Origin of the sequence: Halorubrum trapanicum, from assembly GCF_002355655.1 — an archaeon.
GTDB classification, from domain to species: Archaea; Halobacteriota; Halobacteria; order Halobacteriales; family Haloferacaceae; genus Halorubrum; species Halorubrum trapanicum_A.
This window is the reverse complement of sequence record NZ_AP017569.1, coordinates 122,918-149,748: the sequence shown is the minus strand read 5'-3', so window position 1 is coordinate 149,748 and position 26,831 is coordinate 122,918. Positions and strand designations below refer to the sequence as shown.

Sequence of the window (26,831 nt, the reverse complement as noted above, 5' to 3'; positions counted from 1 at the left end):
GCACCGCGATACCGTCCGTTTTTACCGACCAGTCCCGTAGCCGGCCCCATGTACGGGGTCGTCACGCGCAACGCCGACGAGGTCGAGATGGAGCCGTTCGACCTCGGCTTCTACGAGGTCAAAGACGTCACGGGGCGGTCGGCCGAGCCGCTGCCGAACGCCGTGAACATGGTGTCGTGTTTCGGCGACAACGCCGCCGCGAGCGAGGACGACGACCTCGTCCCGGTCGACGAGCGCGGCGAGCCGGCGACCCGCGACCGCGAGTACTTCGACTGGGCGTACATCTGTCCGACGCACCCCGAGTACCGCGAGGGCTTACTGGAGATCATCGCGGACTGCGCCGCCGAGAACGGCGACGTCCGCCTCGACGACGTCGGGTTCCCGCGCGAGGGGTTCTGCCACTGCGACCGCTGCGAGCGCCTGTTCGCCGAGAGCGACCGCGACGAGTTCGCCGCCTGGCGCGCCGACGTCATCACCGAGTTCGTGGCCGAGGCGGCCGAGCTGGTCCCCGGTCGGCTCCTGCTCACCCTCTACCCCGATCCCTACCCCGACCACCTCTACGAGCGCGCCGGCCTCGATCTCGACCGGCTGGCCGACCACGTCGACGAGTTCGTCGTTCCCCTGTACGACACGGAGTACGCGACGACCTACTGGCTGGAGACGATCGCGCGCGGGTTCCGCTCGCGGCTCGGCGGTGACTACGACCTCCACGGCGCGCCACCCGAGACGCCGTTCTCCCTGGAGCTGTACGCGGTCGACGTCGACGTCGACGACCTGATCCACGCGACCGAGGTCGCCGAGACGTACGCGAAGGACGTGTTCTTCGGCTACGACGCGAACAACGCGGCCGCCGCGCTCCGCCGGAAGGACGCCGACTCGCGCGACGGCGAGGTTCATCGGCCGGACTGACGAGGCGCGTCGGCCGTTCGCTCGCGGTCTCGTGAACGAGGGGTTATATACTCGGGCGACGGACGATTACTCGACCGGCCGCCGGCGTGCGACATAACCGGTCGTCTCGCGTTCGCGTGAGGCGGCCGCCTTTCAACGTCCGCGCCGTAGCGGCGGTCACTCTACACCGTTGAGCCGCCGGCTCGTCGGTTTCTTCGCGGCCGTCGGAACCAGTACAGCGACAGTGATGCGATATTTAAATGGAGTGAGTGGCGGAGGCGATTACTTATAAACGAACTGCGGTGGCGCGTGCCTCCGAGTGGCCGCCTTCGGCGGCCGCGAGGAGCACGCGCGAGGGAGTCGCTGGCGGCCAGAGCGGAGCGAAGGCCGCCAGCGACGAGGCTGGGGAGGCGTGAGGTGCGGTGCTGTGCGGTGCGGGGCGGGACTCAAAGGGGCAGCCGCGAGGACGAAGCACGACGACGCAAGCACCGCAACGAGGGAGCGGTAGCGACCGTGTGAGGAGCGTGGTTCGAGAGAGCGAAGCTCTCTCGTCATCACGAAAGGCGCGAAGCGCCTTTCGAACGACAGCGAGTCGCGCGAGACCTCGCGGCTGGGGCTTTGGAGGTGTTCGCGGCCGATCTCCGGTCAATCATTTATCAACTGATGTCAGGGGCGTCGGAGGGTTTCACCGGAATTCCGTGGTTAGATCTCCCGTACACCGCTAACTCCAATCAGTGAACCGTCCGGTCGTCGCTCGTGTCGATCTCCTCGATCGGGTCGGCGTTACCGAACTCGGGCGTCGGGCCGTCGCCCGGCTCCGCCCAGTCGACCGCGTTCCGGAGGACCCGCCGGACGTCCTCGTCGTAGTAGATCGGGTACGTCTCGTGGCCGGGCCGGAAGTAGAACACCTTCCCGCTCCCGCGCCGGTAACAGCAGCCGGAGCGGAACGTCTCGCCGCCCTCGAACCAGGAGGTGAAGACGAGGGTGTCGGGCGCGGGGACGTCGAACCGCTCGCCGTACATCTCCGTCTCGTCCAGCTCGATCCGCTCGCCGATCCCGTCCGCGATCGGGTGGCTCGGCTCGATCGTCCACAGCCGCTCGCGCTCGGCGGCCTCGCGCCACTTCAGCGAACAGCTGGTGCCCATCAGCCGCTTGAAGATCTTCGAGTAGTGCGCGGAGTGGAGAACCAGCAGTCCCATCCCGTCGAGGACGCGCTCGTGGACCCGGTCGACGACCGCGTCGCGCACCTCGTCGTGGGCGGCGTGGCCCCACCAGACGAGCACGTCGGTGTCGTCGAGGACTTCTTCGGGAAGTCCGTGCTCCGGCCCCTCGTCGAGCGTCGCGGTGCGCACCTCGTGGCCGCCCTCCTCCAGCGCGTCCGCGACGACCGCGTGGATCCCGTCGGGATACACGTCGGCGACGACGTCGCTCTCGCGCTCGTGGCGGTACTCGTTCCAGACCGTAACGCGTGCCATACGCCGCGTCGTCGCCGGACCGACTTGAGCGCTCGGCCTCGACGTGGCGCGCGGACCCGAAGGCACTTGCCTCGCGCACGACACGACGGCCCATGACGAGTCCCCGGACGCTGTATCGCCGGCTCGACGACTGGGCGCGCGGGCTCTCGCGGCTCAGATACGCCCTCCTCGCCGGCGTGATAGTGACGACGACGCTCCTCTCGGTCGGGATCCTCCTCGACATCACCACGACGGTCCAAGCGGTCACGATGGGCGTCACGATGACCGGGCTCTACTACGCGTTCGACGTGAACGCGAGCGACGACTGAGCGGCGGCAGTCGATTCAGGCGGTCGCTTCGACGTCCGCGAGCCGGTCGGCCAGGTACGCCGCGATGGAGACGGCCTCCTCCTCGACGAACCGCGCGAGCTCCTCGCCGTCGGGCGACTCGACGACGACGGTGGGGATCAGTTCGATGCCGTACTCCGCGACCAGTTCGCCCTCCTTGCCGTCGGGCCCCTTCGTCACCGGGTACGCCTCGATCCGGTCGTCGGGGACGCCGGCGGCCGCGAGCGCGGCGCCGAACTCGGGGAGCTGGCGCTGGCAGTCGCCGCACCAGTCGCCGCCCCACACCTTAAATACGTAGTCGTCGGCTCCGAGCGCTTCGAGGACGGCGTCGTCGAACGCGTCCGCGTCGAGGTCGGCGGCGGGCGCGAGGGTTTCGAGGGTCATGGCGCCACGTTGGTCGCGGAGCAACGTAAACGGCGCGTCGGTGGCAAGACGAGGTTCCGGTCGGTCGCGGCGCGAACAGCCCGACGTTCCGGCGGTACGCCGACCCGACCGCTTTTAAGTGGGGACTCGACACGGACCCCTCCGAAGCCCCGGGCGCTCGGCTGGACACGGCTGCTTATAAATCGCTGATCGACACGGGCCCCTCCGAAGCCCCGGGCGCGAGGCGGGCGCACGCTCGGGGCGGTCCTCGCTCGTTCGCTGCGCTCACTCGCTGCGGTCCTACCGTCGCCTGCGCCCGCCTCGCGCCCGCCCCTTCGAGTCCCGCCCCGCACCGCACAACCCCGCATCGGACAGCCCCGCACCTCACGCCTCCCCAGCCTCGTCGCTGGCCCCCTCCGCTTCGCTCCGGGCGCCAGCGACTCCCTCGCGCGTGCGACTCGCGCCGCGTTGCGGCGCTCGTCGGCACGCGCCACCGCGTCGGCCCCGCGGTGTCGGCCGTCTATTTATAAACGGCCTCGTCCGACTCGCGGTGATTTATAAACCGATTCGGTCGTCGCGGCCGACATCGATTGCCGGAGTCCGCGGGGCCTTTGGGTCGCGGCCGCCTCCGTTCGGGTAATGGACGACTACATCCTGTCGACGCTCGGCTCGCCGCTGGTGCGGGTCGACGCGCCCGCGGGAACGACGGTGGCGGCGAAAGTCGAGTCCCGCAACCCGGGCGGCTCGGCCAAGGACCGCCCGGCGCGGTACATGGTCGAGGCCGCGGAGGAGGCGGGCGAGATCGAGCCGGGCGACCGCATCGTGGAGCCGACCTCGGGCAACACCGGCATCGGGCTGGCGATGGTCGGCGCGGTGCGCGGCTACGACGTCAGGCTCGTGATCCCGGAGGGGAAGTCGGTCGAGCGCCGCCGCCTGATGAAGGCGTACGGCGCGACGGTCGAGCTCGTCGACGGCGACATCTCGGCCGCGAAGGAGCGCGCCGACGAGCTCGAAGAAGACCCGAACACCGTCCAGCTCCGCCAGTTCGAGAACCCCGCGAACCCCCGCGCGCACTACGAGACGACCGGGCCGGAGATACTCGATCAGGTCGGCGACCGGACCATTGACGCCCTCGTCGCCGGCGTCGGGACGGGGGGCACGCTCTCCGGGATCGGCCGCCGCCTGCGCGAGGCGTTCCCGGACGTCCGGATCGACGCGGTCGAGCCCGCGGACAACGCCGTCCTCTCCGGCGGTCCGGCGGGGAACGACGGCTTTCAGGGGATGGGGCCGGGGTTCGTCGCGCCGAACCTCGACGTCGACCTGATCGACGAGATCCGCACGGTCGAACTCGAGGACGCCGAGGCCGAGTGCCGCCGCCTCGCCCGCGAGGAGGGGATCTTAGTCGGTCAGTCGTCGGGCGCCTCGAACCTCGCCGCGAAGGACGTGGCGGCCGAACTCCGCGAGCGCGGCTCGTTCGCCGGCGAGGAACCGCTCGTCGTTACCGTCTTCTGGGACAGCGGCGAGCGCTACCTGACCGCGGGGACCTTCGACGAGTGACCGCGGAGTCGACGCGGACCGGCGCGGTCGACGCGCTCGTCACGGCCCCCGAGAGCGGCGCGCCTCCCGTCCGCCGCGACGCGGTCGAGATCCGCCCCGACGGCGTCGCGGGCGACCGCTACCGAAGCGGCGACGGCCACTTCCGGCTCGACGCCTGCGCGGTCACCCTCGTCGCCGCGGAGGCGCTCGCGGCGGTCCGCGAGGAGACCGGCATCGACGTGCGCGACGGCCGGCACCGCCGGAACGTCGTCGTCGACGGGTTCGGCGCCGAGATGGACGCGCTGCTCGACGCGACCGTCGCGGTGGGCGACGCGCTCCTGCGCCCGACCCGGCGGCGCCCGCCCTGCGCCCACGTCGAGGAGCTCGCCGGCGAGGACGGGCTCGCGTCGGCGCTCCGGAACCGCGGCGGACTCTGCTGTGACGTGGTCGAGCCCGGCCGCGTCGCGGTCGGCGACGCCGTCGCGGTCCGCGAGGCCGATCCGCGCACCGCGGGCGCGGCGATCGCGGAGCGGCTCGCGGAGCGGGAGCGAACCGCGGAAGAGGATCGAACCGCGGACCGAGAGTGAACCCCCCGACGGCTCGCCGCGAGAGGACGGTTTATACGGGTCGCGCGAGTCGGCCGAGACGAGACGTGAACCGCGCAGTCGACGCCACGGACGTTCGGACCCTCTCGCCAGCGAACCGACCGGACCAAGCGGCGCGGAGGCGGCGGTCGACGTGAACTGGCGCTACCGCCACACGGTGTTGACGCTGTGTATGCTCGCCTTCTTCGTGACCTATTTCGCCCGGCTGGCGATCAGCCCGGTCGTCCCCCTCATCATCGACGACTTCGAGGTCTCGAACACGGCGGTCGGCGTCGCGCTCTCGGGGATGTGGTTCGCCTACGGCCTCTCGCAGTTCCCGAGCGGCATCCTCGCCGACCGGTTCGGCGAGCGACGCGTCATCCTCGTCGCGGTCGGGGGAACGACCGCGACGAGCCTCCTGCTCGCCGTCGTGCCCGTCTTCCCCGCGTTCGTGCTGGCGGCGGTGTTCCTCGGGCTCGCGGCGGGGCTCCACTACGCGGTGGCGACCACGCTGCTCTCGCGGACGTTCGACGACCTCGGCACCGCGGTCGGGATCCACTCGCTCGGCGGCCCGCTGGCGGGACTCGTCGCGCCGGTCGCGGCGACGTGGGTCGGCGTCCGCCACGGCTGGCGGCCCGGCGTCGCGCTCGCCGCGCTGGTCGGCGTCCCCATCTTCGTCCTGTTCGCGCGGCGAGTCCGTCCGACCGAGCCGCGGCGCCCGGACCAGCCGGTTGCGGAGCGGCTCAGGCTCGGGCCTCTGCTCGAACTCGTCGGGCGCCGCGAGATCCTCGTCCCGCTCGCGGTCGCGACGCTCGGGACGTACGTCGCGCAGGGCGTCATCTCCTTTCTGCCGACGTTCCTCGTCGAGCTTCGGGGGTACTCGCCCGCGTTCGCCGGCGGCGTCTTCTCCGCGTTCTTCGTCGTCCGCGCCGGGGCGCAGGTCGGGCTCGGCCGGCTCTCCGACCGGCTGGGCCGCGACGCGAGCATCGCCGCGGCGCTCTCCGGCGGGGCGCTCGGCCTCGGGGGGCTGGTCGCGCTCCCCGACCTCGTCGAACTCCCGACCGCGGTCGGGCTGCCGGCGCTCCCGACGCTCGCCGGCCTCGGAGTCGCCGTGTTCCTCGCCGGCCTCGGCTCCTCGTTCTTCTCGGCGATCGACCCGCGCTTCATGGACGCGCTCGGCGACGCGGAGCGCGGCGCCGGCTTCGGGCTGATCCGAACCGTCTACACGGTGATCGGCTCGGCCGGCTCCGTCGGCGTCGGCCTCGTCGCGGACCTCTTCGGCTGGGCGGCGTCGTTCGCGGTCATCGCCGGGATGTCAGGGGTCGCGTTCCTCGTCATCTCCGCGAACGCGCTCGTCGGCGAGGGGCGGTGAGGCGGTCGGAGGGCGCCGCGCCCGCGGTCGCTCCCGGCTCTCCCCGGTCAGCCGACGTAGCGCCGTCGCGTCGAGCGCTCGCCGTCGGGTCCGTAGACCGTGACGACCTCGCCCTCGTCGTCGAGCGCGGGTGCGCTTCGTCCGAGGTAGTGGTCGGTCGCCGTGTCCGTCCCCGAGCCGACGTGAACGGTGAGGGTCTCGTCCGGGCCGAGCGTCGCGCCGGGGAGGTCGTCGCGCTGGCCGTCGAGGTCGACGACGTACCCGGTCAGGTCGATCGGGTCGTCCGCGGCGTTGCGCAGCGTCACCGACTCGTCGAGGGGGCCGCCCGATCCGTCGCCGACGCCGCTGCCCGGCCCCGCGTCGACGGCGTGGATCACGAGCCCGTCGGGCTCCGCCTCCGCCGCGAACGCCGTGACGTCGGCGAGCGTGTACCCCTCGGTCGGGGTCGGCTGCGGGAGGCTCGGCTCCCAGTCGTCGGGCGCGGCGTTCGGGTAGGCGCTCTCGTCGGCCTCGAGCAGCCCGATGAGCGTCTCGGCGACGATCCGGCTGCCGACCGCGCCGAGGCGCTCGCCGTCCTGCTGGTGCTCGGCCTCCGCGAGCACGTAGTACCACAGGGGCGCGTGCGGGTCGGCGCCGCGGCCGTGCGTCCGGAGCGTCCGCATGATCGGCGAGTCCTCGCCGAACGCCTCGTTGCGGATCGGGTCGTACCCCATCCGCGCTGCGACGTCCTGCCCGGAGGAGATGCCCAGCGCCTTCGCGCGGCGGAGATTCCGGACGGCGAGCGAGGAGTCGCCCGATATCGGCAGGTCGAACAGCGTCGGCGCGAGCCGGGAGTCTATCTTCCGCGCGGGCTGGTAGTCGCCGTCGCCGGTGTCCAACAGGCGCGACCAGTCGACGACGAGGTCGCTCGGGACCGGCCGCCCGCCGCGGAGGTTCCGACCGTCTCCCGCCCCGGTCGGGAACAGCGGCACCTCGCCGACCTCGTCGTTGACGTCGAACGCGTTCCGGATCATGCTGTGGCCGAAGCGGTAGGCGGCGCCGCCGAACTCGACGGGGATCGCCGGGGTGCGCCCCGGCGGGACGAAATGCTGCCGGCCGCGCTCCTCGATGTCGTCGAGGACGTACCGATCGCAGATCCGCGGCAGGAAGTCGTGTCGCACGACCCACTGGTAGTGCCACCTGACGAGCCGCTGCGCCGCTTCGAGGACGGACTCGCCCTCCTCGACGAGGTCGGAGCCCGGGCCGCGGAGGTGGTCGACGACGCGGTTGTGGAAGTTGACGAACGCGAGCTGAAGCTGGGAGACGACCACGTTCTCGTCGTTTCGCGGGTCGCCGATCACCGCGACCCCCTGTTCGTTCCGCTGGAGGTCGGTCCCGGGGAGCCCCGAGAGCCCCCCGCCGTCCTGGGCGTCGGGCGCGGCCGCCTGACCGGTGAGCAGCTTGCGCTCGTCCGTCTCGTGGTCGTAGAGGAACGGCGCCGCCTCGGCGTTCGTCCGGTACAGCGAGTCGAGGTCGAGCGCCGGGGTGCGGAAGTTCCGCAGCGCCGCCGGGTCGTTGCGCCGGTCGATGTCGGAGGTCGGGTCGAACGTGACGTCGTGGTCGACGAACTGGCCGAAGATCCCGTAGCCGGCAGGGGTCTCGGCGTCGCCGACCGGGTCGTCGGGCGACTCCATCATCGGCGCGCCCGCCTCGCCGTCGGCGCCGCCGAGCGTCCGGAGCAGGTCCTCGTCGCGCTCGTACGGGTCGAGCCCCGGGAACTGCGTGTGGAACCGGTGGCTCCTGACCGGCCCGGCGGCGGTACACGCCGCGTCGTTCATCCCCCGGTGTTCGGTTCCACCGTGGATCGCGACGCTGTGCGCGTTCACCATTAGGCGAAGCGTCGTCTCGTTCCCCTCCGGCCGGTCTCGCCGTCGGACCGGCTCCGCATCGCCCCCGCCGGCGGGGTTCCGCACCGTGAACGAGACGTCGTCGACGTCGACGCCGCCGTCCGCCTCGAGGACGAACCCCCCGTCGTCGTCCGTGGTCCAGTAGCCGATCCGGTCCCCGTCGCCGCCCCGCCGCTCGCCGACCACGACCCGACCCGCCAGCGGCCGGTCGTCGCCGTCCACGACGCGACAGCGTATCTTGTCAGTAGTACTCATGGTATCATAAACCAATCATCAGTGAGAAAAAATTTTCTAAATGAACTTTCAACGAGTTTCGCGGATCATGTTGCTGGTTCGATCGCGGCGCGCCGGGGCCGGGTCTCGCGTGCGAACGCGGTCCGTGCGACCCGAACCTTCGAGTCGGACCGTGACGAACGGCCACCGTGTACGACTACCACGCCCACACGAACTACTCGGACGGGGCGTTCCTCCGGTGGATGGTCGACGCGGCCGCGGACGCCGGACTCGACGGGATCGGGCTCGCCGACCACTGTAACGTCTCGCCGGAGCCGAGCGCGCGGCGCTACAAGCGCGCGTTGGGGTTCAACCTCGACCTGACGTACGAGCGGCGCCGCGAGGCGATCGAGGCGGTCCGCGGGGACGTCGACATCGACGTGTTCGACGCCGTCGAGATGGACTACGACCCCGCCCACGAGGACGCGATCGCGGAGTTCCTCGACGACGCCGGCTTCGATTACGCCGTCGGCAGCGTCCACGAACTCGACGGCGCGAACGTCCACACGCGCTCGCACTTCGCGGACAAGCCGGAGTCCGAGCGGCGCGAACTGGTCGACCGCTACTTCGAGAAGCTCGTTTCGCTCGTCGAGTCGGAGCTGTTCGCGGTCGCCGCGCACCCGGACCTGATCGAGCGCAACCCGCACCTCCGCGGGTTCGCGACCGAGGACCACTACGCCGCGGTCGCCGACGCCCTCCGGAGCTCGCGGACCGCCCCGGAGATCAACGCCGGACGCCTGCTCGACGACTACGGGGAGTTCCACCCGGCGCCCGCGTTCCTCGACCGTCTCGTCGACGCGGGGACCGGGGCGACCGTCGGGACCGACAGCCACGAACCGGACGAGATTGCGCCCCGAGCGCGGGAGGTCGAGGCCGAACTCGACCGGCGCGGGTTGGAGCCGCTGCGGATCGGTGAAATCGTTTCGGACTCCAGAACAAGTGGGGAATAGCTTGACTTCGGCTTACGCCTCGTCAAACACCGATAGGCTCGCTGCGCTCGCCTATCGAGTTCGACTTCGCTTCGCTCAGTCGAACAACGTCTCGCCGTCGACCATGTGCTCCTCGACGGTGTCCATGTCGAGCGTGAGGCCGAGGCCCGGCTTCTCGGGCACCTCGATGTAGCCGTCCTCGATGACGTCCTCCTCGACGAGGTCCTCCCACCAGCCGAGCTCGTAGGAGTGGTACTCGATCGCGAGCGAGTTCGGGATCGAGGTGCCGACGTGTGCCGCCGCCATCGTCGCGACCGGCGAGGCGACGTTGTGCATCGCGACCGGGACGTAGTACTGGTTCGCCACGTCCGCGATCTTGCGGGTCTCGCGCATGCCGCCGACCTTCGGTAGGTCGGGCGCGACGATGTCGACCGCCTGGTTCTCGATGAGGCGGCGCAGTTCGGTGACGCGGTAGCGGTTCTCGCCGACCGTGATCGGCGTGGTCGTGTTCTTCGTGACCTCCTCCTGGACCTCGAGGTTCTCCGGCGGGACGGGGTCTTCGAGCCACCACACGTCGTACTCCTCGATGGCGTCCGCGAGGCGCTTCGCGGAGCCGCCCGAGAACGTCCAGTGGCAGTCGAAGGAGACGTCGGCCTTGTCCTTCACGCGCTCGGTGACCTTCTCCACGATCTCCGCCTTGTGCCGGATCTCGCCGGGGCGGAGGTGGCGGTTCGCGCGGTCCTTCTCGAAGCCGCTCGGCACGTCGAGGTCGAACTTCAGGGCGTCGTAGCCCAACTCGTCGACGACGCGCTCGGCCTCGTCGGCGCACGCCTCGGGATCGGCCTCCTCCTCGGTGTGGCAGTCGCAGTAGACGCGCATCTTGTCGCGGTACTTGCCGCCGAGCAGCTGGTAGGCGGGGACGTCGAGGATCTTGCCGGCGACGTCGTGGAGCGCGACCTCGATGCCGGAGATGGCCGAGACGGTGACGCCCTCGACGGAGCCCTCGCCGGACATCTTCTGGATGAGGTGCTCGTAGAGGCGGTCGATGTCGAGCGGGTTCTCGCCGACGACGAACGGCTTCATCCGCTCGATGAGTTCGGGCACGCCGGCGCCCCAGTAGGCCTCACCGGTGCCGACGACGCCCGCGTCGGTGTAGACGCGAACGAGCGTCCACGGGAAGTTCCCGTCGACCATCGTCGTCTGGACGTCCGTGATCTCGACGTCGCGGCCGCCGCCGCGCGTTCCGGTGGTCCCCATCGTCTCGGCGGAGAGCTCCCGCATCGTGTACTCCGCGTTCGGGTCGTGGAGCGACTCGTAGTTACGGCTCATACGACCCCGGTTCATTCGGAACAGGGTAAACGTTTACCTTCGCACGCCGCGCGTCCGAACAGGTGGCTTTTCATCCCCGTACGCGCAATGGCACCCATGGTCGAAATCACCGATTCTCTCGCGTGTCTGTACACGGGTCGGGTGGAGTCCCGCGGCGACGACTACGTCGTCACCGTGCCCGCCTCGGAGATCGAACACGGAAGCGTCACCGAGGGGGAAACGTATCGGATCGCCGTCTTAGACCGCTCCGGGCCCGACGAGGGGGGGTCGGCGTCCGCCGCCGACGGCGACGCCGCCTCCGTCCCTGACGCGAGCAGTAGCTCGGGCGAGGCCGCGTCCGACGACGGCCAGCGCCCCACCTCTCGCGGCGCCGCCGGCGCGGTACAGCCGGACCCGCCCGTCTCGGAGGGCGAGGTACGGGACGTGACGATCGAGACCTTGGGCGACAAGGGCGACGGGATCGCGAAGATCGAGCGCGGCTACGTCGTCATCGTCCCGGACGCCGAGCCCGGCGAGGAGCCGACCGTCGAGATCACGAGCGTCCGCGAGAACGTCTCGTTCGCGAACGTCGTCGAGGAGTAGCGACCGAGCGGAGTCGAAGCGCCACTCAGTCGCCGCGGCTTTTCTGTTCCGGCGGGGGCCCCCGCGAGAACAGCGACCGCAGGTTGGACGCCGAAAAGAACGAGGTCGGCTCGTCCATGTGGACGCCGATCTCGCCCGACAGCGCCCGCAGCCCGACCCGCTGAATCGGTTCGGGCAGCGAGTAACACCGCCGGATCGCCTTTCCGAGCCGGATCTCCGTGGCGAGCTCGTCGCGCCACCCGGACTCGTAGTCGGCGAGCGTCGCCGGGTCGCGCGGGTCGATCGCGGCCGCGGCGACGTCGGCCGCGCGCATCCCGTAGAGGATGCCGCCGCCGGTGAACGGCTTCGTCTGCGCGGCGGCGTCGCCGATCAGGAAGCCGCGGTCGCTCGTCGTCCGGGCCGGCGGGCCCACGGGGATCGCCCCCGAGCAGCGTCGGTCGGTCGTCGCGCCGTACGCGTCCGTGAGCCGGTCGAACATCCCCGACACGTCCTCGCTCGGCGGCGCCGCTAACCCGTACTCGACGCCCGCGTCGTCGCGGGGGATCCGCCACGCGAAGAACGTCGGCGCGGTGAGGTGGACGTCGACGAAGTCGCCCGCGTCCGGCTCCGGATCGAACCCGAGGACGCCGTGGAGCAGTTCGTCCGGCTCCGGGAGGTCGAGCGCGCGGCGCACCCGCGAGGTCGGCCCGTCGCAGCCGGCGACCATCCGCGCCTCGACCCGCTCCACGTCGCCCGCGGGCGTCTTGACGTCGACGACGACCCGCTCGGACCGCTCCTCGACGCCGACGACCGTGTGGTTCTCTCGCACGTCGGCGCCGGCCTCGCGCGCGCAGTCCGCGAGTGCGCGGTCGAGGCCGACGCGGTCGATCACGTTCGACACCGGCTCCCGCTTGTAGAACGGGTACGCCTTCGACCCCTGACCGCCGACGTGGAAGCGAGCGCCGTACACCAGGTTCTGGAGGAGCTCGTCGCGGGCGCCGTCGGGGACGTACTCCCACACGTCGTCGGAGACGTGCCCGGAGCAGGCGAGCGGCTCGCCGACCGACCCCTTCTCGAAGGCGACGACGTCGCGGCCGGCCTCGGCCGCGCGCCGGGCGAACCGGGAGCCCGGCGGGCCCGCGCCCACGACGACGAAATCGTACATGGAGGGAGCGAGGTGACGGGGATATTTAATTACGACGCGGCTTACTCGAGGCGAGCCAGTAGGTTGAGGACGTAAACGGTCCGGAGCATCGCCGCGGACTGCCCGCGCGCGAACACCAGCTCGTCGCGGTCGAGCACGTGCGAGAGCACGTCCGCGGTGGCGTGTTCGGGGGCCGCCGAGACGCCCATCCCCCGTTCGGCGACCCACTCCATCACCCGGAGGTCGGACTTGCTGTCGCCCATCACCATGAGGAACGGGTCCCGAACGTCGAGCACGTCGAGCGCCGCCTCGACGCCGGCGACCTTGTCCAGCTCCAGCGAGCTGATCTCCGCGGCGTCGGCGCGGTAGTAGCCGACGTCTATCCGGTCGAACAGCGACGCGACCGGCTCCGGAACCGCGCCGGTTTCGGCCGGGTCGTCGACGTCCGCCGCCTCGATCACCTCCCGGATCTCGGGGTCGGCCGCCGCGTAGTGGGCGCGCGCCCACGCGGCGCCGCGGTCTCCCGGATCGACGCCGTCCGCGTCGAGGCCGTCGGCGACCCGATCGACGACGACCTCGCCGAGCAGGTCGATCAGGTGGACGAGCCCGTCGTCGATCACGGCCTCGGCGTCCGCGCCGCCGGTCTCGAAGTTGGGCTTCAGGGTGACGTTGAACTCGTTTCCCTGGAGGTGACAGCCGCGGCGGACGTTCTCCGGCGCGTCCGGGAGGGCCCGCGACCGCACCGCGTCGAAGGTCCCGCGGACCGACTCGTCGAGGTCGTCGTACAGCAGACGCTTCGTGCGCGAGCCGTGGCCCGGGGTGAACACGCCGTTTCCGGCCTCGTAGACGATCGAGAAGCGCCCGGAGTGGACGAGCTCGTTGCCGAGCCCCTGGATCATGAACCCCTTCACGTTCTCCAGCGTCTGGCCGGTACAGATGACGATCGGTATGCCGGCGTCGTGCAGCTCCGTCAGCACGTGGAGCGTCTCCCGGGGGATCTCGTTGTCCGTGCCGCCCGCGGACCGGAGCGTCTCGTCGACGTCCAACACGAGGGCGTTGACGGCGCGGTCGTAGCGCGCGTGGAGGTCAAGCGCGGTGAACGCCGCCTCCCGGTCGGCGTGGGCCGCGATCTCGGCGTAGGTGGCTCCCCCGGGCAGCGACTCCCGGATCTCTCGTTTCAGTCGGTCGAGCTCCTCGCTGGCCTCCTCCCAGTGCTCCAGCGCCACCCGCGAGTCGACGGGAGGGAACAGGTCCACGAACGACTGGTGTTCGCGGAGCGTCTCCGCGTCGAACTCGTCGTACAGGCGATAGAGGAGGTCGTGCCGCTCCATGGTCGCCCTGCGATCCGGGGTCCGTAAAACGTACCGTCTCCCGTCGGACCCGGCGTCGAGGAGCGCGACCGCCCGCATCGCTACTTCGACGGCTCACGCGTCGCTACTTCGACGGCTCCCGCGTCTCCAACCACTCCAGCGCCGCGTCGAGCTCGGTCCGCGGCGGCGAGCAGGTGAACCCCTCGCAGACGTAGGCGGTCGCCTCGCCGTCGGTCGCGTCGCGGTCCGCCCAGATCGGCGGCGCCTCCGTCATGTCGAGTCGGTCGAGCCACTCGTCGAGTCCGTCCTCCGTGGCCGGGCGCGGCGCGACGAGGGCGCCCGGCAGGTACCGCTCGCCGAGCGTCTCGCGCCACTCGGCGGGGACCTCGTCGGCGGCGATCGTCACCTCGATACCGCCGGTCTCGACGACGTCCGCGGCCCGCACGAGCGAGGCGTGTTCCAGCGGGCTCCCGCGGACTCGGTCCGCGTGGGTCCGCACGACGCGCCGGGCGATCTCGCGGAACTCCCCGTCGGTCCGGAAGCCGTCGAGGAGCGCGAGCGTCTCGGCCGCGACGCCGAGGCTCGACGGCGTCGACCGGTCGGTGAATTCCTGCGGCCGCGCGATGAGCGGCCCGGTGTCGGCGTCCCCGGCGCTCTCACCGCCTTTCGCGGCCCCCTCGCTGTCGAGGTCGCGGGTGAAGTAGATCGTCCCGTCGTCGGCGTCGTAGAACTCGTCGACGAGGTCCTCGGCCAACTCCAGCGCGAACCCGAGCGGCTCCGGGTCGCCGGTCGCGGCGTAGACGTCGAGCGCGCCGCGCGCGAGGAACGCGTAGTCGTCGAGGTACCCCGGCCCGCGCACGTCGCCGTCGAGCCAGCGCCGGGCGAGCGCGCCGGTCTCGGCGTCCGGATCGTGGAGCCGCTCGCGGCAGAAGTCGAGCGCCTCGCGGGCGATGTCGGCGTGCGGCTCGCCGAGGGCGTTCCCGGCCCGCGCGAACGCTGAGATCGCCCGCCCGTTCCACGAGGCCAACACCTTCTCGTCGCGGGCGGGCCGCGGCCGCGACTCCCGCGCGTCGAACAGCGTCGTTCGGGCCTCGGTCAGAATCTCTCGGACCCCGTCGGACGAGAGGTCGCGCTCCGCGGCCAGCTCCTCGATCGAGGCCGCGATCGTCGGGACGGTCGTGCCGCGCTCGAAGTTGCCGCCGGACCGGATCCCGTACCGCTCCTTCGCGAGCGACGCCGCCGGCTCGTCGAGGACGGCGTCGACCTCCTCGGGCGTCCAGACGTAGAAGGCGCCCTCGACGTCCTCGTCCTCGGCGGATTCGCTCTCGTCCTCGCCCCGCCGGCTCTCGGGCGGCCGGCTCCGCGCGTCGAGCGTGCTGAAGAACGCGCCGTCGTCGTGGCGCAGCTCGCGGTCGAGGAACGCGAGCGACTCGCTCGCCACGCGGGCGTACGCGGGGTCCCCCGACAGGCGGTAGCCGTCGAGGTACGCCATCGGCAGCTCGGCGTTGTCGTACAGCATCTTCTCGAAGTGCGGGACCGTCCACTCGCGGTCGACCGCGTAGCGGTGGAACCCGCCGCCGATCTGGTCGTACATCCCGCCGCGGGCCATCCCGTCGAGGGTCCCCGTCGCGGCCGAGAGGAGCGCATCGCGGCCGCGGCCGGCGTACGCGCGCATGAGGAGGTCGATCCGTCCCGGCATCGGGAACTTCGCGCCGCCGCTCCCGAAGCCGCCGTACTCCTCGTCGTAGCCGCGGAGCGCGGCCGCGGCGGCCGTGTCGAGCAGGTCCTCTCCCGACGGCGAGGCGTCGCCTTCACCGTCCGGATTTCCTGCGTCCGGCGTCGGCACCGACTCAAGTTCGTCGCGCGCGCTCTCGGCCCACTGGTCGGCGCGCCGCTTCATCTCCTCGCGCTGCTCGGGGTCGCTCCAGGAGTCGGCGATCCGCTCGCAGAGCCCGCGGAAGCCGGGGTGATTCTGGCGCGGCTCGGGCGGGAAGTAGGTCCCGACGTAGAACGGCTTCCCCTCGGGCGTACACCACGCCGAGAGCGGCCACCCGCCGCCCCCCGTGACGAGCTGGCAGACGGTCATGAACGTGCTGTCGACGTCCGGCCGCTCCTCGCGGTCGACCTTGATCGGGACGAACGACTCGTTCACGACGCTCGCGACCGACTCGTCCTCGAAGCTCTCCTCCGCCATGACGTGACACCAGTGACACGAGGAGTAGCCGATGGAGACGAACACCGGCACGTCGTGCTCGCGCGCTCGCTCGAACGCCTCGTCGCCCCACGGCTGCCAGTTAACGGGGTTGTCCGCGTGCTGTTGGAGGTAGGGACTCGCCTCCCCGTCGAGGCGGTTCCGCTCGGTCGGCTGTGACATACGCCCGATTCGGCCCGGCGGGGCAAAAGGCGTCCGCACCGGGACGAGCGCCGGCCCTCAATCCAGAAAACAACCACGATTATGTGTATCTCGGACCGGACAGAGAGTAAGGCTTACACTACCGTGCGGGTATCCGTCGGACATGACGGAGACCGTACTCTTGGTGGGGGGCGGCGGGCGCGAACACGCGATCGCCCGCGCCGTGGCGGACGACTGCGAGCTGTACGCCTGCGCGAGCGTCCGGAACCCGGGGATCCGGCGACTCGCCGAGGGCTTCGAGGCGATCGACGAGACCGACGCCGCCGCGGTCGCCGACTACGCGACCGCGGTCGGCGCGGACCTGGCGGTCATCGGCCCCGAATCGGCGCTGGAGGCCGGCGTCGCCGACGCGCTCGACGACGCCGGCGTCTACGCGTTCGGCCCCCGGGCGGCGGAGGCGCGTCTGGAGACGGACAAGGCGTACCAGCGCGAGTTCATGGAGGAACACGCGATCCCGGGCTGTCCGGACTACGCGGTGTTCGACGACATGACGGCGGCCCGCGAGTACATCGACGAGTACGACGGCGACCTCGCGGTCAAGCCCGCCGGGCTCACCGGCGGCAAGGGCGTGAAGGTGATCGGCGATCAGGTGACCGCCGAAGAGGCGAAGGCGTACCTCCGCGACTCCGACTACCAGCGGGTCGTCCTCGAAGAGCGGCTCGTCGGCGAGGAGTTCACGATCCAGGCATTCGTCGCCAACGGCGACGTGCGAACGACTCCCGCAGTCCAGGACCACAAGCGCGCCTACGAGGGCGACGAGGGGCCGAACACCGGCGGGATGGGGTCGTACTCCGACACGGGCCTCTCGCTGCCGTTCATGGCCGAGGGCGACTACGACGCGGCCGTCGACGTACTGGACGCCGTCGTCGACGCCCTCCCGGACTACAAGGGCGTGCTGTACGGCCAGTTCATGCTCACCGACGAGGGGCCGAAGGTCGTCGAGTTCAACGCGCGCTTCGGCGACCCCGAGGCGATGAACACGCTGCCCGTCCTCGACACGCCCTTCGTCGACGTGCTCGCCGCCGCGCGCGACGGCGAGTCGCTCCCCGAACTCGCGTTCTCGGGCGAGGCGACCGTCTGTAAGTACGCGGTTCCCGACGGCTACCCGACCGACCCCGACGCGGGCGCGGAGATCGCGGTCGACGAGGAGGGCGCGGGCGACGCGCTCCTCTACTACGCGAGCGTCGACGAGCGCGACGGCCGCCTGTACACGACCACGTCGCGCGCGTTCGCCGTCGTCGGTCGCGGCGACTCGATCGCGGCCGCCGAGGAACAGGCCGAGAACGCGCTGGCGGCCGCGGGCGACCGCGTCCGGATCCGCCACGACATCGGGAAGGCGGACCTCGTCCGGCGCCGGATCGACCACATGGACGAACTCCGGAACTGAGGCCGCGAGTCGCCCGGGTCGCGGCCGCCCCCGAACCGTCGCCGCCGCGCTCCGAACCGTCGCGGCCGGGAGCGACCCTTTTATTCTCGCCGGCCGAACGGCGTGACGTGACAGACGACGACGCGGCCGCGGCGCCCGACGATCCGGACGCGACGGGCGGCGATTCGGATGCCACGCGCGAGGACCCGGACGCGACGCGCGACGACGCCGAGACGCCCCGCAGCGATCGCCTCGACCGATTTCCGACGCCGGGCCCCCGCAACTCGCTGTGGTCGTGGCCCGACGCGAAGTCGCCGCTCGCGGTCGTCCGCAACTACGTCGTGATCGTCCTCGCGCGGATCTGTCCGAGCCTCCGGCTGAAGAACTGGCTACTGCGGCGGATCGGCGTCACAGTCGGGACCGGCGTCGCGTGGGGACTGGAGTCGACGCCGGACGTGTTCTGGCCCGAGCGGATCACCGTCGGCGACGACGCGATAATCGGGTACGACGCCACGCTGCTCTGCCACGAGTTCCTCCGCGAGGAGTACCGGCTCGGCGACGTGGTCGTCGAGGAGGGAGCGATGATCGGCGCGGGGGCGATCGTCCTCCCCGGCGTCACCGTCGGCGAGGGCGCGCGCGTCGCCGCGAACTCCCTCGTGGCGGAGGACGTGCCGCCCGGCGCGACCGTCGCGGGCGTGCCCGCGGAGGTCGTCTCGCAGGCCGACGCGGCTGCGAGCGACGATTAAGCGGCGTCCTCGTCGCTCGCGTCGGGGTCGACGGTCGCGGCCGAGTCGGCGTCCGCGTCGCCGGCGGCGTCCGAATCGGCGTCGCCCTCGGCGGCCGCCGACGCCTCGGCGTCCGTGATGTGCGCCTCGGTGCTCACGCGCTCTAAGTCGACGCCGACCTCCTCGGCGACGGCGTCGAGGACGGCGCGCTGTTCGGCCATCTCGTTTTCGAGCGTCTTGACGCGCTCCGCGGTGTCTTTCACCGTCTCCTGCGTCTCGTCGACCTCGTCGCGGAGCTCGCTGATCTTCTTGTAGGTGCGCTCCGCGCGGTCGGCGAGCGTCTGGATCTTCTTGGCGGTGTCCCCGAATCCCATACCGACGCGTCGGCCCGGCGATACGTGTGCTTTTCCGTTCGGTCCGGCCTCCGCGGCCGCTTCGGTGCCGTCGCGCCTCCGGCCGACGGTGGGCTTTTGCCCGACTCGCCCGTGATCCGGGTATGAGCGTCGACCGGATCCTGTTGACCAACGACGACGGCGTCGACGCCGCGGGGCTGCGCGCGCTGTACGACGCGCTCGCCGACGAGTACGCGGTGACCGTCGTCGCGCCGGCCGACGACCAGTCGTCCGTCGGCCGCCGCCTCTCGGAGGACGTCGCGGTCGCGGACCACGAGCTGGGGTACGTCGTCGAGGGGACGCCGGTCGACTGCGTCGTCGCCGGCCTCGACGAGCTCGTCCCGGACGCCGACGCGGTCGTCGCGGGCTGTAACGAGGGGGCGAACCTCGGCGCCTACACCCTCGGACGGTCGGGGACCGTCTCCGCGGCGGTCGAGGCGGCGTTCTTCGACGTGCCCGCCGTGGCGACCTCGATGTACGTCCCCGGCGGTGACGACTGGTGGAAGCGGGAGTTCGAGGGCGCCGACTTCGCGCACGCGGTCCGCGCGACGCGGTTCCTGGTCGACGAGGCGGTCGGCGCGGGCGTGTTCGACCGCGCGGACTACCTCAACGTCAACGCGCCCATCGCGGACGAAGCGCGCGCGCCGCTCCGCGTCACGACGCCCTCGACGTGGTACGGGATGCGCGCGGAACGGAACGGCGACGGCCGCGTGGGATTCTCCGACCCGATCTGGGGGCGGATGAACGACGGCGACGTGCCGGACCCGGTCGGGACCGACCGGCGCGCCGTCGTCGACGGGGAGGTGTCCGTCTCGCCGCTGTCGGTGCCGCACGCGGCGGAGCCGAACGCGGGGCTCGACGAGCTGGCGGACGCCTACGAGGCGGCGGTTCGGTCGTGAAAAGGGTCCGCACCGCTCGGTCTCGGGAGAGCCGACGCGCTACTCCCCGTCCCCGGTGCTGACGGTCACCTTCGCCTCGCTCAGCACGCGGTCGCCCATCTCGTAGCCGGGCTCGTACACCTCGTGGATCGTCCCCTCCGGGCGGTCGCTGTCGACGCGGAGCATCACCTGGTGGCGCGCGGGGTCGACCTCCTCGCCGGGCTCCGGCGCTATCGACTCGACGCCCTCGTCGGCGAGCACCTCGTCGAACTTCTCTAACGTCGACTCGACGCCGGGACGGAGGTCGCTCCCCTCGTCTTGGTCGAGCGCGCGCAGGAGGTCGTTTCGGACGGGAGTGAGCCGCTCGACGAGCGCCTCGGAGGCGCGCTCGCGGATGTCCTCCTGCTTCCGCTTCGCGCGCTCCTTGTAGTTGCTGAAGTCCGCCTTCACGCGGGCGAGCTTGCTCGTCAGCTCGTCGACCTCCTCGTCGCGCTCGCGGAGCCGCTCGCGGGCCTCTTCGAGGTCGGCCTCAAGGGCGGCGACCTCCCGGGCGAGCGCCTCGTCGTGTTCGGCGACGGCCGCGGCGATCGCCTCGCCGTCGCGGCGGGCCCCGCCGCTCGGCTCCCCGTCGGCCGATTCGTTGCCGGCCGACTCGCCGGCCGCTCCCTCGGCGGCCGCCTCCGCCGTGCCGTTCGCTCTCGCCGCGTCGCCCTCGGCCTCGTCGGGGGACTCGACATCGACGGCGTCGTCGTCGCTCATACCCGATCGAAGTCGGTCGTCGGGGATAAGCGTTCAGAACCGCGACGCGACGAGTCCCAGTTCCCCTCCGGAGCCCTACTCGCGGGCCGACAGCGCCGTGACGACGCCGTTCGTCCAGCCGAACCCGTACTGGGGCTCGTACTCGCCCAGATCGGTCGTTTCGCCCACCGTCCGGACGTCGTACTTCTCCGCCATGCGGCCGGTCTCCTCGAAGGAGCTCCGCGCGAGGTCGACCCAGCGGGTCGCGATCTCGTCGGCCAGGTCGTCGTGGCCGTACCGGCGCAGGCCGGTGACGGCCATCCAGTGGAGGGGCGCCCAGCCGCTCGGCGCGTCCCACTGCTGGCCGGTGGTCTCCAGCGTCGTCACCAGTCCGCCGGGGCGGAGGAAGTCGCGACGGAGCCGGTCCGCGACCGCGGCCGCCCGGTCGTCGGTCGCGGCGCCGGTGAACAGCGGCGCGACGCCGGCGAGCGTGAGGCGGTCTGACCGCCGGTCGTCGACCCACGAGTGGTCGACGTAGAACCCCGCGTCCGCGTCCCAGCAGTATCGGTTGATCGCCTCGCGGCGGTCGGCGGCCAGGTCGGCGTACCGCTCGCCGACCTCGCTCCGTCCGACGCGCGGGAGCCACTCCGCGAGGGCGGACTCCATGCCGAAGAGGACGCCGTTGAGGTCGACCGGCACCAGTTCCGTCGTCCGGATGGTGGTGAGGTCGTCGCCCGCGAGCCACCGGGAGCTGAAGTCCCACCCGGACTCGCAGGCCGCCCGGACGTCGCGGAACAGCCCGGGTCGGTCGTCGACGTCGACCCGCTCGGCGAGCCGCCGGTCCTCGTGGTACGACTCCGGCCGCGGGCGGGCGCGGTCGTCCCAGTACCGGTTGAGGACCGTCCCGTCCGCGAGTCCGACGACGCGGCGGTGCGTCGCGGGATCGTCGGTCCCGTCGACGCCGCTGGCGCCCTCCATCCAGAACTCGTGTTCCGTCCGGAGCGCCTCGACGTGGGGCGCGACCGCGTCGAACCCCTCGGCGCGCTCCAGCACGCGGAGCATGCGGTAGAACAGCGGGACCTGCGACCGGCTGTCGTAGTACGCCCGGTTCCCGAGCGGGACGAACCCGAAGCGGTCCAGGAGCGACCCGACGTTCTCGACCATTCCCGCGATCAGCTCGGCTCGGTCGGCCGCCGCCAGCCCCTCCGCGGTGAAGTAGCTGTCCCAGTAGTACATCTCGCGGAAGCGACCGCCCGGCACGACGTGCGGGTTCGGGAGGGGGATGAGGGTCGAGCCCGCCGAACCGTCCTCCTCGAACGTGCGGGTCAACGCCCCCCACAGCGACGAGACGTGGTCCTCCATCGAGCGCGACGCGGTGAGGTCCGGGGTCGCGGCGACCGGCTCCGGCAGCCGGAAGTGGTCCTCGACGAACGACCCCAGATCGAAGTCGGGACGGTCCCGTCCGGTCAGATACCGCTCGAAGACGAGATCGGGGGAGACGCGCGGTTCGGCGTCGACGAACCGCTTGTCGTCGTCGAAGAGGTCCCGACGCTGGACGGTGCGAAAGAGCTCGCCGGAGATCTGCGGGAAATTGGTGTAGTCGAAGAGACCGGAACTCATCTTCCACACGTAGTGAAAGGATCGCTAAGTAATTATTGAATTAGCCGGACAGAGAACGGATACCGCACATCGGCGGCCGTCCTCTTATCCAAGGTCTATGATTAATTATAAGTGTAATAAATGAATACGAGCGGGTAGTTGATGACCCGCATTAGCATGCGATCGGTGAGCAAGTACTTCGACGGGGGTGACACGGTCGCCAACTACAAGCTGGACATGGAGGTGGACGACGGGGAGTTCGTGGTGTTCCTGGGGCCGTCCGGCTGCGGGAAGACGACCGCGCTCCGGATGATCGCGGGGTTGGAGGACCCCTCGGAGGGGGAGATCCACTTCGACGACGACCGCGTCGACGGGACCCCGCCCGCCGATCGCAACGTCGCGATGGTGTTCCAGAACTACGCGCTGTACCCCCACATGACCGTCAGGGAGAACATCGAGTATCCGCTGAAGGTCAGGGGGGTTCCGCCCGAGGAGCGCGACGAGCGGGTCGCGCAGGTCGCCGAGCTGCTCCACATCGAAGACCAGATGGAGAGCGACCCCGGGGAGATATCCGGCGGGCAGCGTCAGCGGACCTCGCTCGCGCGGGCGATCGTCCGCGAGCCGTCGGTGTTCCTCCTCGACGAGCCGCTCAGTAACCTCGACGCGAAGCTCCGCCTGGAGATGCGCTCCGAACTCAAGCGGATCCAGAACGAGCTCGGGATCACCACGGTGTACGTCACGCACAACCAGGAGGAGGCGATGAGCATGGGCGACAAGATCGTCGTGTTGAACGACGGGACGATCCGGCAGGTCGCCGACCCCGAGGAGCTGTACGAGCGACCGCGGACCACGTGGGTCGCGAAGTTCATCGGGTCGCCGCCCATGAACCTCTTCGAGGGCGAGAACCGCGACGGCACCGTTCAGCTCGCCGAGGGCAACACCCTCCCCACGCCGACGGAGTCGTCGTCGCCGACCGTGTCCGTCGGGGTCCGACCCGAGGACATCGACGTGTCGACGGACCCGCCGGACACGGACTGGACGGTGGCGGGAACGGTGAAGACGGTCGAACCGCTCGGGGAGTACGTGCTGGTCAACGTCGAGGTGGGCGGCTCCGTGGTGAACGTCAAGGTCCCGAAGACGGACGCCGTGGCGGGAGATCACGTCCACCTCACGTTCGACCCGACCGACGCGTACCTCTACGACGAGGACGGGGAACTGGTGGCCTGATACCATGTCAGTCGGATCGTACCTCGAGGACCGGCTCGACCGCGACGTCGACACGGAGAAGCTCACGGCGATCCTCGTGTTCATGCTCCCCGGGCTCACGCTGTTCGCCATCTTCTCGGTCGGCCCGATGGTGTACTCGGCGGTCGGGGGGTTCTTCTCCTGGAACGGGTTCGATATCGGGCAGTTCGTCGGCTTCCAGACGTGGATCGCGACGTTCCAAGACGACGCGATCATCAACTGGGACAACCTCCTCGCGTTCCAGTACCCGATGGGGGCGCTCCCGCAGAACATCATCTGGATGGTCGTCCACGTCCCGCTGAGCACGCTGCTCGGCCTCGGACTCGCGCTGCTGTTCGCCGACCTGCGCGGGCGGAGCGTCCTCCGCTCGATGGTGTTCCTCGCGTTCACGACCCCCACAGTCGTGATCGGCCTCGTGCTGCTGTTCGTCTACGACCCGCAGGCCGGCATCTTCAACGGGCTGCTCCGGTCGATCGGGCTGGAGGGGCAGGTCAGGAACTGGGTCCAGGAGCCGCAGATCGCGATCTACGCGCTCATCGCCGGCGGGGTCTGGGTCCAGACCGGGTTCAGCATGCTGTTGTACAGCTCCGCGCTCGCGGGGATCGATCCGGCGTTGCTGGAATCCGCCCGCGTCGACGGCGCGGGACGGTTCCGGCGGTTCAAGGACATCATCTGGCCGCTCGTCAAGCCTGTGACGGCGGTCGTGGTGATCATGAGCATGATCTGGGTGATCCGGATCTTCGCCATCGTCTACGCGGCCGGGGGCCCGTCCGGCGGCCCGGGCGGGGTGTTCTCGGTGCTGGGCCTCGAGGTGTACCAGGCGGCGTTCTCCGTCCCGATCGAGTACAGCAAGGCGATGGTCGTCGCGCTCATCGAACTCCTGATCGCGCTCCCGATGGCGTGGTACATCGCGTCAATGGACTGATCGACTATGACCGACACACACAACGCAGACGATCCGACCGACGCCGAAAGCGAGCCGAAGACCGACGGCGGGCACGTGTACCACGAGCCGCCGGAGACCGCGCCGACCGCCGACCGACCCCTCCCCGAGCGGATCCGCGCGGCGGTGCCGAGCGGCCCGCGCGCGCTGCGGTACGCGATCGCGATCGGCGTCGCGCTCCTGTGGCTCGTCCCGCTCATCGGGTTGTTCATGGCCTCCGTCCGCCCACTCGACCAGATCATTCAGGGCTGGTGGAACTTCGAGACGTTCACTATCACCTTCGAGAACTACGCAGAGGCCTGGACGTTCCAGTCCGGGCCCATGCGGCAGGCGATGTTGAACACCGCGATCGTCACGATCCCGTCCGTCCTCGCCGTGACGCTGCTCGGGACGATGGTCGCGTACCCGTTCGCCCGCTTCGACTTCCCGCTGAAGACCGGGCTGTTCTTCCTGCTCATCGTGGTCATGGCGGCGCCGCCGGAGCTGGTGGCGATGGGCAACTACAACACGCTGCGGACGACCGGCCTGTTCGACACGTACATGGGGCTCATCCTGGTCCACATCGGCTGGGGGATGGGGTGGGTCGTCATGTTCCTCCGGAACTTCCTCCTCGGGCTCCCCGAGGAGCTGGAGGAGGCGGCTCGGATCGACGGCGCGTCCCGCTACCAGATCTTCAAGTCGATCGTGTTGCCGTACTCCGCCCCCGCGCTCGTCTCCGTGGCGGTCATCCAGTTCACGTGGGTGTGGAACTCCTTCTTCTTCCCCCTCGTGTTCATGCGGTCCCGCGAGAACCAGCTCGCGCCGCAGGTGCTGCCCCTGATGAAGGGGCGCCTCCAGATCGACTGGGGGCTCGTCGCCGCCGGCTCGGTGCTGACGATGATCGTCCCCATCCTCCTGTTCGTCACGCTCCAGCGGTACTACAAGCAGGGGATGGTGGCCGCGGTCGCCGACTGAGCCGACTCCGACGCCCGTTTTTCGCTCGGAGGTCGTCAGTCATCCGGGTCCTCGCCGCGCGCCCGCTTGTACATCGCGAGGGCCTCCTCGCGGCGCTCGGAGTGGTCGACGATCGGCGACGGGTACTCCGGCGCGGCGTTCGCGCGCTGCGTGGGCGACAGCTCGTGCCACTCGTGGATCAGGTCGGCGTCGAGCCCCCGGAGTTCGGGGACGTAGCTCGTTATATACTCCGCGTCGGGGTCGTAGCGCTCCCCCTGCGTCATCGGGTTGAAGATACGGAAGTAGGGCTGCGCGTCGGTCCCCGTCGAGGCCGCCCACTGCCACCCGCCGTTGTCGTTGGCGGTGTCGTGGTCGGCCAGGTGCTCGCGGAAGTGGTCGTAGCCATGTCGCCAGTCGGCGAGGAGGTCCTTCGTGAGGAAGGAGGCGACGATCATCCGCACCCGGTTGTGCATGAACGCCTCCTCGCGCAGCTGGCGCATCCCGGCGTCGACGATGGGGTACCCCGTCTCGCCGCGCTTCCACGCCGCGATCTCCTCGGGGTCGTCGCGCCACTCGATCCCCTCCTCGTACGTCTTGTAGTTCTCGGTGACCACCTCGGGGTTATGGAAGAGGACCTGCGCGTAGAACTCCCGCCACGCCAGCTGCTGTTGGAACTCCTCGACCTGCTCGGGGGCGTCCTCGGGGCGCGCGTCGGACTCCGCCTCGGCCATCGCCTCCTCCGTGGCGGCGTACGCCTCCCGGACCCCGATCTCGCCGTACTTGAAGAACGCCGAGAGCCGCGAGGTCGCCCCCTTCGCGGGGTAGTCGCGCTCGGCCTCGTAGGCGAACACGGCCTCGTCGAGGAAGTCGTCGAGACGCTCGCGAGCGGCAGCCGTACCTGCGGGGCCGAGATCCGCGTCCGGTTCCGCGAAGCCGAGGTCCGCGGGGGTCGGGAGGTCCCCGACGGCGGCGTCCGCGACCGCTCCGTCGTCGCTGCCGAGCGCGTCGACGGCGTCGACCGCGTCCGCGAGCCGGTCGGCGTCGACGAGGTCTTCGCCGGTCGGCGTCGGCGCCGGCTCCGCTTTCGCGCGGTCGGTCCACTTCTTCCAGTAGTAGCTGTACACCGAGTAGGGGTCGCCGGCGTTCGTCCGGATCGCGTCGGGGTCGTGGAGGACCGCGTCGTGGCGGGCATCGCGCGCGACGTCGACCGCGTCGAGCGCGCGCCTGACGCCGGCGTCGCGCTCGCGGGCGAGCCCGGAGTAGTCGCGGTTCCAGACGACGCGCTCGGCGTCGAGCGCCGCGGCGAGCTCCGGGAGGACGGTCTCGGGGTCGCCGCGCGCGACGAGCAGGTCGCTCCCGCGCTCGCGGTAGTCGTCGCGGAGCGCGGCCAGCCCGTCGAGCAGGCGGCGGACCCGGACGTCGCTCGCGTGGTCGAGCACGCCGGGATCGAAGACGAAGACGGGCGCCGCCGGCCCGCGGTCCACGTCGCCTGCGCCGCCGGCGTCACCGGTTCCCGACGCGGCCGCGAGGCCGACGTTATCGGCGACCCTGAGGTCCCGTCGGTGCCAGAACAGCTCCATGGGATCGACACGGGCGCGGCCACCGTGAAACCACCGGGACCGG

Annotated in this window: 24 protein-coding genes; 13 read left to right on the top strand and 11 right to left on the bottom strand. The window is 70.8% G+C overall.

Annotation, left to right across the window (positions count from 1 at the left end; translation table 11 throughout):
• The first annotated feature begins 48 nt into the window (after nucleotides 1-48).
• Complete coding sequence (locus tag CPZ01_RS00715) at nucleotides 49-909, top strand: hypothetical protein (RefSeq protein WP_096392957.1); 861 nt, start codon at nucleotides 49-51, stop codon at nucleotides 907-909.
• Between the two features lie 710 nt (nucleotides 910-1,619).
• Here CPZ01_RS00715 and CPZ01_RS00710 read toward each other — a convergent pair.
• Nucleotides 1,620-2,363, bottom strand: a complete 744-nt coding sequence (locus tag CPZ01_RS00710) for a ThuA domain-containing protein (RefSeq protein WP_096392956.1) — start codon at nucleotides 2,361-2,363, stop codon at nucleotides 1,620-1,622.
• Nucleotides 2,364-2,455: 92 nt separating this feature from the next.
• Between CPZ01_RS00710 and CPZ01_RS00705 the strand changes: the two genes are divergently transcribed.
• Nucleotides 2,456-2,671, top strand: a complete 216-nt coding sequence (locus CPZ01_RS00705; protein ID WP_096392955.1) for a hypothetical protein — start codon at nucleotides 2,456-2,458, stop codon at nucleotides 2,669-2,671.
• Nucleotides 2,672-2,686: 15 nt separating this feature from the next.
• On the opposite strand, the gene CPZ01_RS00700 is transcribed toward CPZ01_RS00705, so the two are convergent.
• Nucleotides 2,687-3,073, bottom strand: a complete 387-nt coding sequence (locus tag CPZ01_RS00700) for a TlpA family protein disulfide reductase (RefSeq protein WP_096392954.1) — start codon at nucleotides 3,071-3,073, stop codon at nucleotides 2,687-2,689.
• 618 nt (nucleotides 3,074-3,691) lie between these two features.
• On the opposite strand from CPZ01_RS00700, the gene CPZ01_RS00695 reads away from it, so the two are divergent.
• The 3 genes from CPZ01_RS00695 (at nucleotide 3,692) to CPZ01_RS00685 (ending at nucleotide 6,544) form a co-directional block, all read left to right on the top strand.
• Nucleotides 3,692-4,609: a PLP-dependent cysteine synthase family protein gene (locus tag CPZ01_RS00695; RefSeq protein WP_096392953.1), complete on the top strand. Its 918-nt coding sequence runs from the start codon at nucleotides 3,692-3,694 to the stop codon at nucleotides 4,607-4,609.
• A complete protein-coding gene (locus CPZ01_RS00690) occupies nucleotides 4,606-5,175 on the top strand; it encodes an MOSC domain-containing protein (protein ID WP_096392952.1) in 570 nt (189 codons plus the stop codon). The genes CPZ01_RS00695 and CPZ01_RS00690 overlap by 4 nt, the downstream gene beginning before the upstream one ends.
• A gap of 151 nt (nucleotides 5,176-5,326) precedes the next feature.
• The gene (locus CPZ01_RS00685) at nucleotides 5,327-6,544 is read left to right on the top strand and encodes an MFS transporter (RefSeq protein ID WP_096392951.1); all 1,218 of its coding nucleotides are present in this window, start codon (nucleotides 5,327-5,329) and stop codon (nucleotides 6,542-6,544) included.
• A gap of 47 nt (nucleotides 6,545-6,591) precedes the next feature.
• Here CPZ01_RS00685 and CPZ01_RS00680 read toward each other — a convergent pair whose 3' ends face one another.
• Nucleotides 6,592-8,652, bottom strand: a complete 2,061-nt coding sequence (locus CPZ01_RS00680; protein WP_096392950.1) for a peroxidase family protein — start codon at nucleotides 8,650-8,652, stop codon at nucleotides 6,592-6,594.
• Nucleotides 8,653-8,852: 200 nt separating this feature from the next.
• Between CPZ01_RS00680 and CPZ01_RS00675 the strand changes: the two genes are divergently transcribed.
• Nucleotides 8,853-9,653, top strand: a complete 801-nt coding sequence (locus tag CPZ01_RS00675; RefSeq protein WP_096392949.1) for a PHP domain-containing protein — start codon at nucleotides 8,853-8,855, stop codon at nucleotides 9,651-9,653.
• 75 nt (nucleotides 9,654-9,728) lie between these two features.
• On the opposite strand, the gene CPZ01_RS00670 is transcribed toward CPZ01_RS00675, so the two are convergent.
• Nucleotides 9,729-10,961 (bottom strand): mandelate racemase/muconate lactonizing enzyme family protein, encoded by a 1,233-nt coding sequence (locus CPZ01_RS00670; RefSeq protein ID WP_096392948.1) that lies wholly within the window; start codon nucleotides 10,959-10,961, stop codon nucleotides 9,729-9,731.
• A gap of 96 nt (nucleotides 10,962-11,057) precedes the next feature.
• Here CPZ01_RS00670 and CPZ01_RS00665 point away from each other — a divergent pair, with 96 nt between their 5' ends.
• On the top strand, nucleotides 11,058-11,543 hold the full coding sequence (locus CPZ01_RS00665; protein WP_096392947.1) for a TRAM domain-containing protein: 486 nt from the start codon (nucleotides 11,058-11,060) through the stop codon (nucleotides 11,541-11,543).
• Between the two features lie 25 nt (nucleotides 11,544-11,568).
• Here the strand turns inward: CPZ01_RS00665 and CPZ01_RS00660 are convergent, their stop codons facing one another.
• The 3 genes from CPZ01_RS00660 to CPZ01_RS00650 form a co-directional block, all read right to left on the bottom strand.
• On the bottom strand, nucleotides 11,569-12,687 hold the full coding sequence (locus tag CPZ01_RS00660) for a geranylgeranyl reductase family protein (protein WP_096392946.1): 1,119 nt from the start codon (nucleotides 12,685-12,687) through the stop codon (nucleotides 11,569-11,571).
• Nucleotides 12,688-12,728: 41 nt separating this feature from the next.
• Nucleotides 12,729-13,997 (bottom strand): HAD family hydrolase, encoded by a 1,269-nt coding sequence (locus tag CPZ01_RS00655; RefSeq protein ID WP_096392945.1) that lies wholly within the window; start codon nucleotides 13,995-13,997, stop codon nucleotides 12,729-12,731.
• 103 nt (nucleotides 13,998-14,100) lie between these two features.
• Nucleotides 14,101-16,350 (bottom strand): thioredoxin domain-containing protein, encoded by a 2,250-nt coding sequence (locus CPZ01_RS00650; protein ID WP_096392944.1) that lies wholly within the window; start codon nucleotides 16,348-16,350, stop codon nucleotides 14,101-14,103.
• Nucleotides 16,351-16,492: 142 nt separating this feature from the next.
• On the opposite strand from CPZ01_RS00650, the gene purD reads away from it, so the two are divergent.
• Together purD and CPZ01_RS00640 are read left to right on the top strand one after the other, a co-directional pair.
• Nucleotides 16,493-17,776 (top strand): phosphoribosylamine--glycine ligase, encoded by a 1,284-nt coding sequence (gene purD / locus CPZ01_RS00645; protein ID WP_096392943.1) that lies wholly within the window; start codon nucleotides 16,493-16,495, stop codon nucleotides 17,774-17,776.
• A gap of 107 nt (nucleotides 17,777-17,883) precedes the next feature.
• Entirely contained in the window at nucleotides 17,884-18,501 is a 618-nt protein-coding gene (locus CPZ01_RS00640; protein ID WP_096392942.1) for an acyltransferase, read from the top strand.
• Here CPZ01_RS00640 and CPZ01_RS00635 read toward each other — a convergent pair.
• Nucleotides 18,498-18,854 (bottom strand): DUF5798 family protein, encoded by a 357-nt coding sequence (locus CPZ01_RS00635; protein ID WP_096392941.1) that lies wholly within the window; start codon nucleotides 18,852-18,854, stop codon nucleotides 18,498-18,500. The two genes, CPZ01_RS00640 and CPZ01_RS00635, sit on opposite strands and share 4 nt — an antisense overlap.
• Before the next feature lie 122 nt (nucleotides 18,855-18,976).
• Between CPZ01_RS00635 and surE the strand changes: the two genes are divergently transcribed.
• Nucleotides 18,977-19,771, top strand: a complete 795-nt coding sequence (gene surE, locus CPZ01_RS00630) for a 5'/3'-nucleotidase SurE (protein ID WP_096392940.1) — start codon at nucleotides 18,977-18,979, stop codon at nucleotides 19,769-19,771.
• Between the two features lie 39 nt (nucleotides 19,772-19,810).
• On the opposite strand, the gene CPZ01_RS00625 is transcribed toward surE, so the two are convergent.
• Nucleotides 19,811-20,509: a nucleotide exchange factor GrpE gene (locus tag CPZ01_RS00625; protein WP_096392939.1), complete on the bottom strand. Its 699-nt coding sequence runs from the start codon at nucleotides 20,507-20,509 to the stop codon at nucleotides 19,811-19,813.
• A 75-nt stretch (nucleotides 20,510-20,584) separates the two neighbouring features.
• A complete protein-coding gene (locus CPZ01_RS00620) occupies nucleotides 20,585-22,108 on the bottom strand; it encodes a trehalase family glycosidase (RefSeq protein WP_096396067.1) in 1,524 nt (507 codons plus the stop codon).
• A 156-nt stretch (nucleotides 22,109-22,264) separates the two neighbouring features.
• On the opposite strand from CPZ01_RS00620, the gene CPZ01_RS00615 reads away from it, so the two are divergent.
• Genes CPZ01_RS00615 through CPZ01_RS00605 form a run of 3 tightly spaced genes read left to right on the top strand, consistent with a single transcriptional unit; the run spans nucleotide 22,265 to nucleotide 25,229 of the window.
• Nucleotides 22,265-23,314: an ATP-binding cassette domain-containing protein gene (locus CPZ01_RS00615; protein ID WP_096392938.1), complete on the top strand. Its 1,050-nt coding sequence runs from the start codon at nucleotides 22,265-22,267 to the stop codon at nucleotides 23,312-23,314.
• A gap of 4 nt (nucleotides 23,315-23,318) precedes the next feature.
• Complete coding sequence (locus tag CPZ01_RS00610; RefSeq protein ID WP_096392937.1) at nucleotides 23,319-24,257, top strand: carbohydrate ABC transporter permease; 939 nt, start codon at nucleotides 23,319-23,321, stop codon at nucleotides 24,255-24,257.
• A 6-nt stretch (nucleotides 24,258-24,263) separates the two neighbouring features.
• A complete protein-coding gene (locus CPZ01_RS00605; protein ID WP_096392936.1) occupies nucleotides 24,264-25,229 on the top strand; it encodes a carbohydrate ABC transporter permease in 966 nt (321 codons plus the stop codon).
• Nucleotides 25,230-25,264: 35 nt separating this feature from the next.
• On the opposite strand, the gene CPZ01_RS00600 is transcribed toward CPZ01_RS00605, so the two are convergent.
• Nucleotides 25,265-26,788: a cryptochrome/photolyase family protein gene (locus CPZ01_RS00600; RefSeq protein ID WP_096392935.1), complete on the bottom strand. Its 1,524-nt coding sequence runs from the start codon at nucleotides 26,786-26,788 to the stop codon at nucleotides 25,265-25,267.
• Nucleotides 26,789-26,831 lie beyond the last annotated feature (43 nt).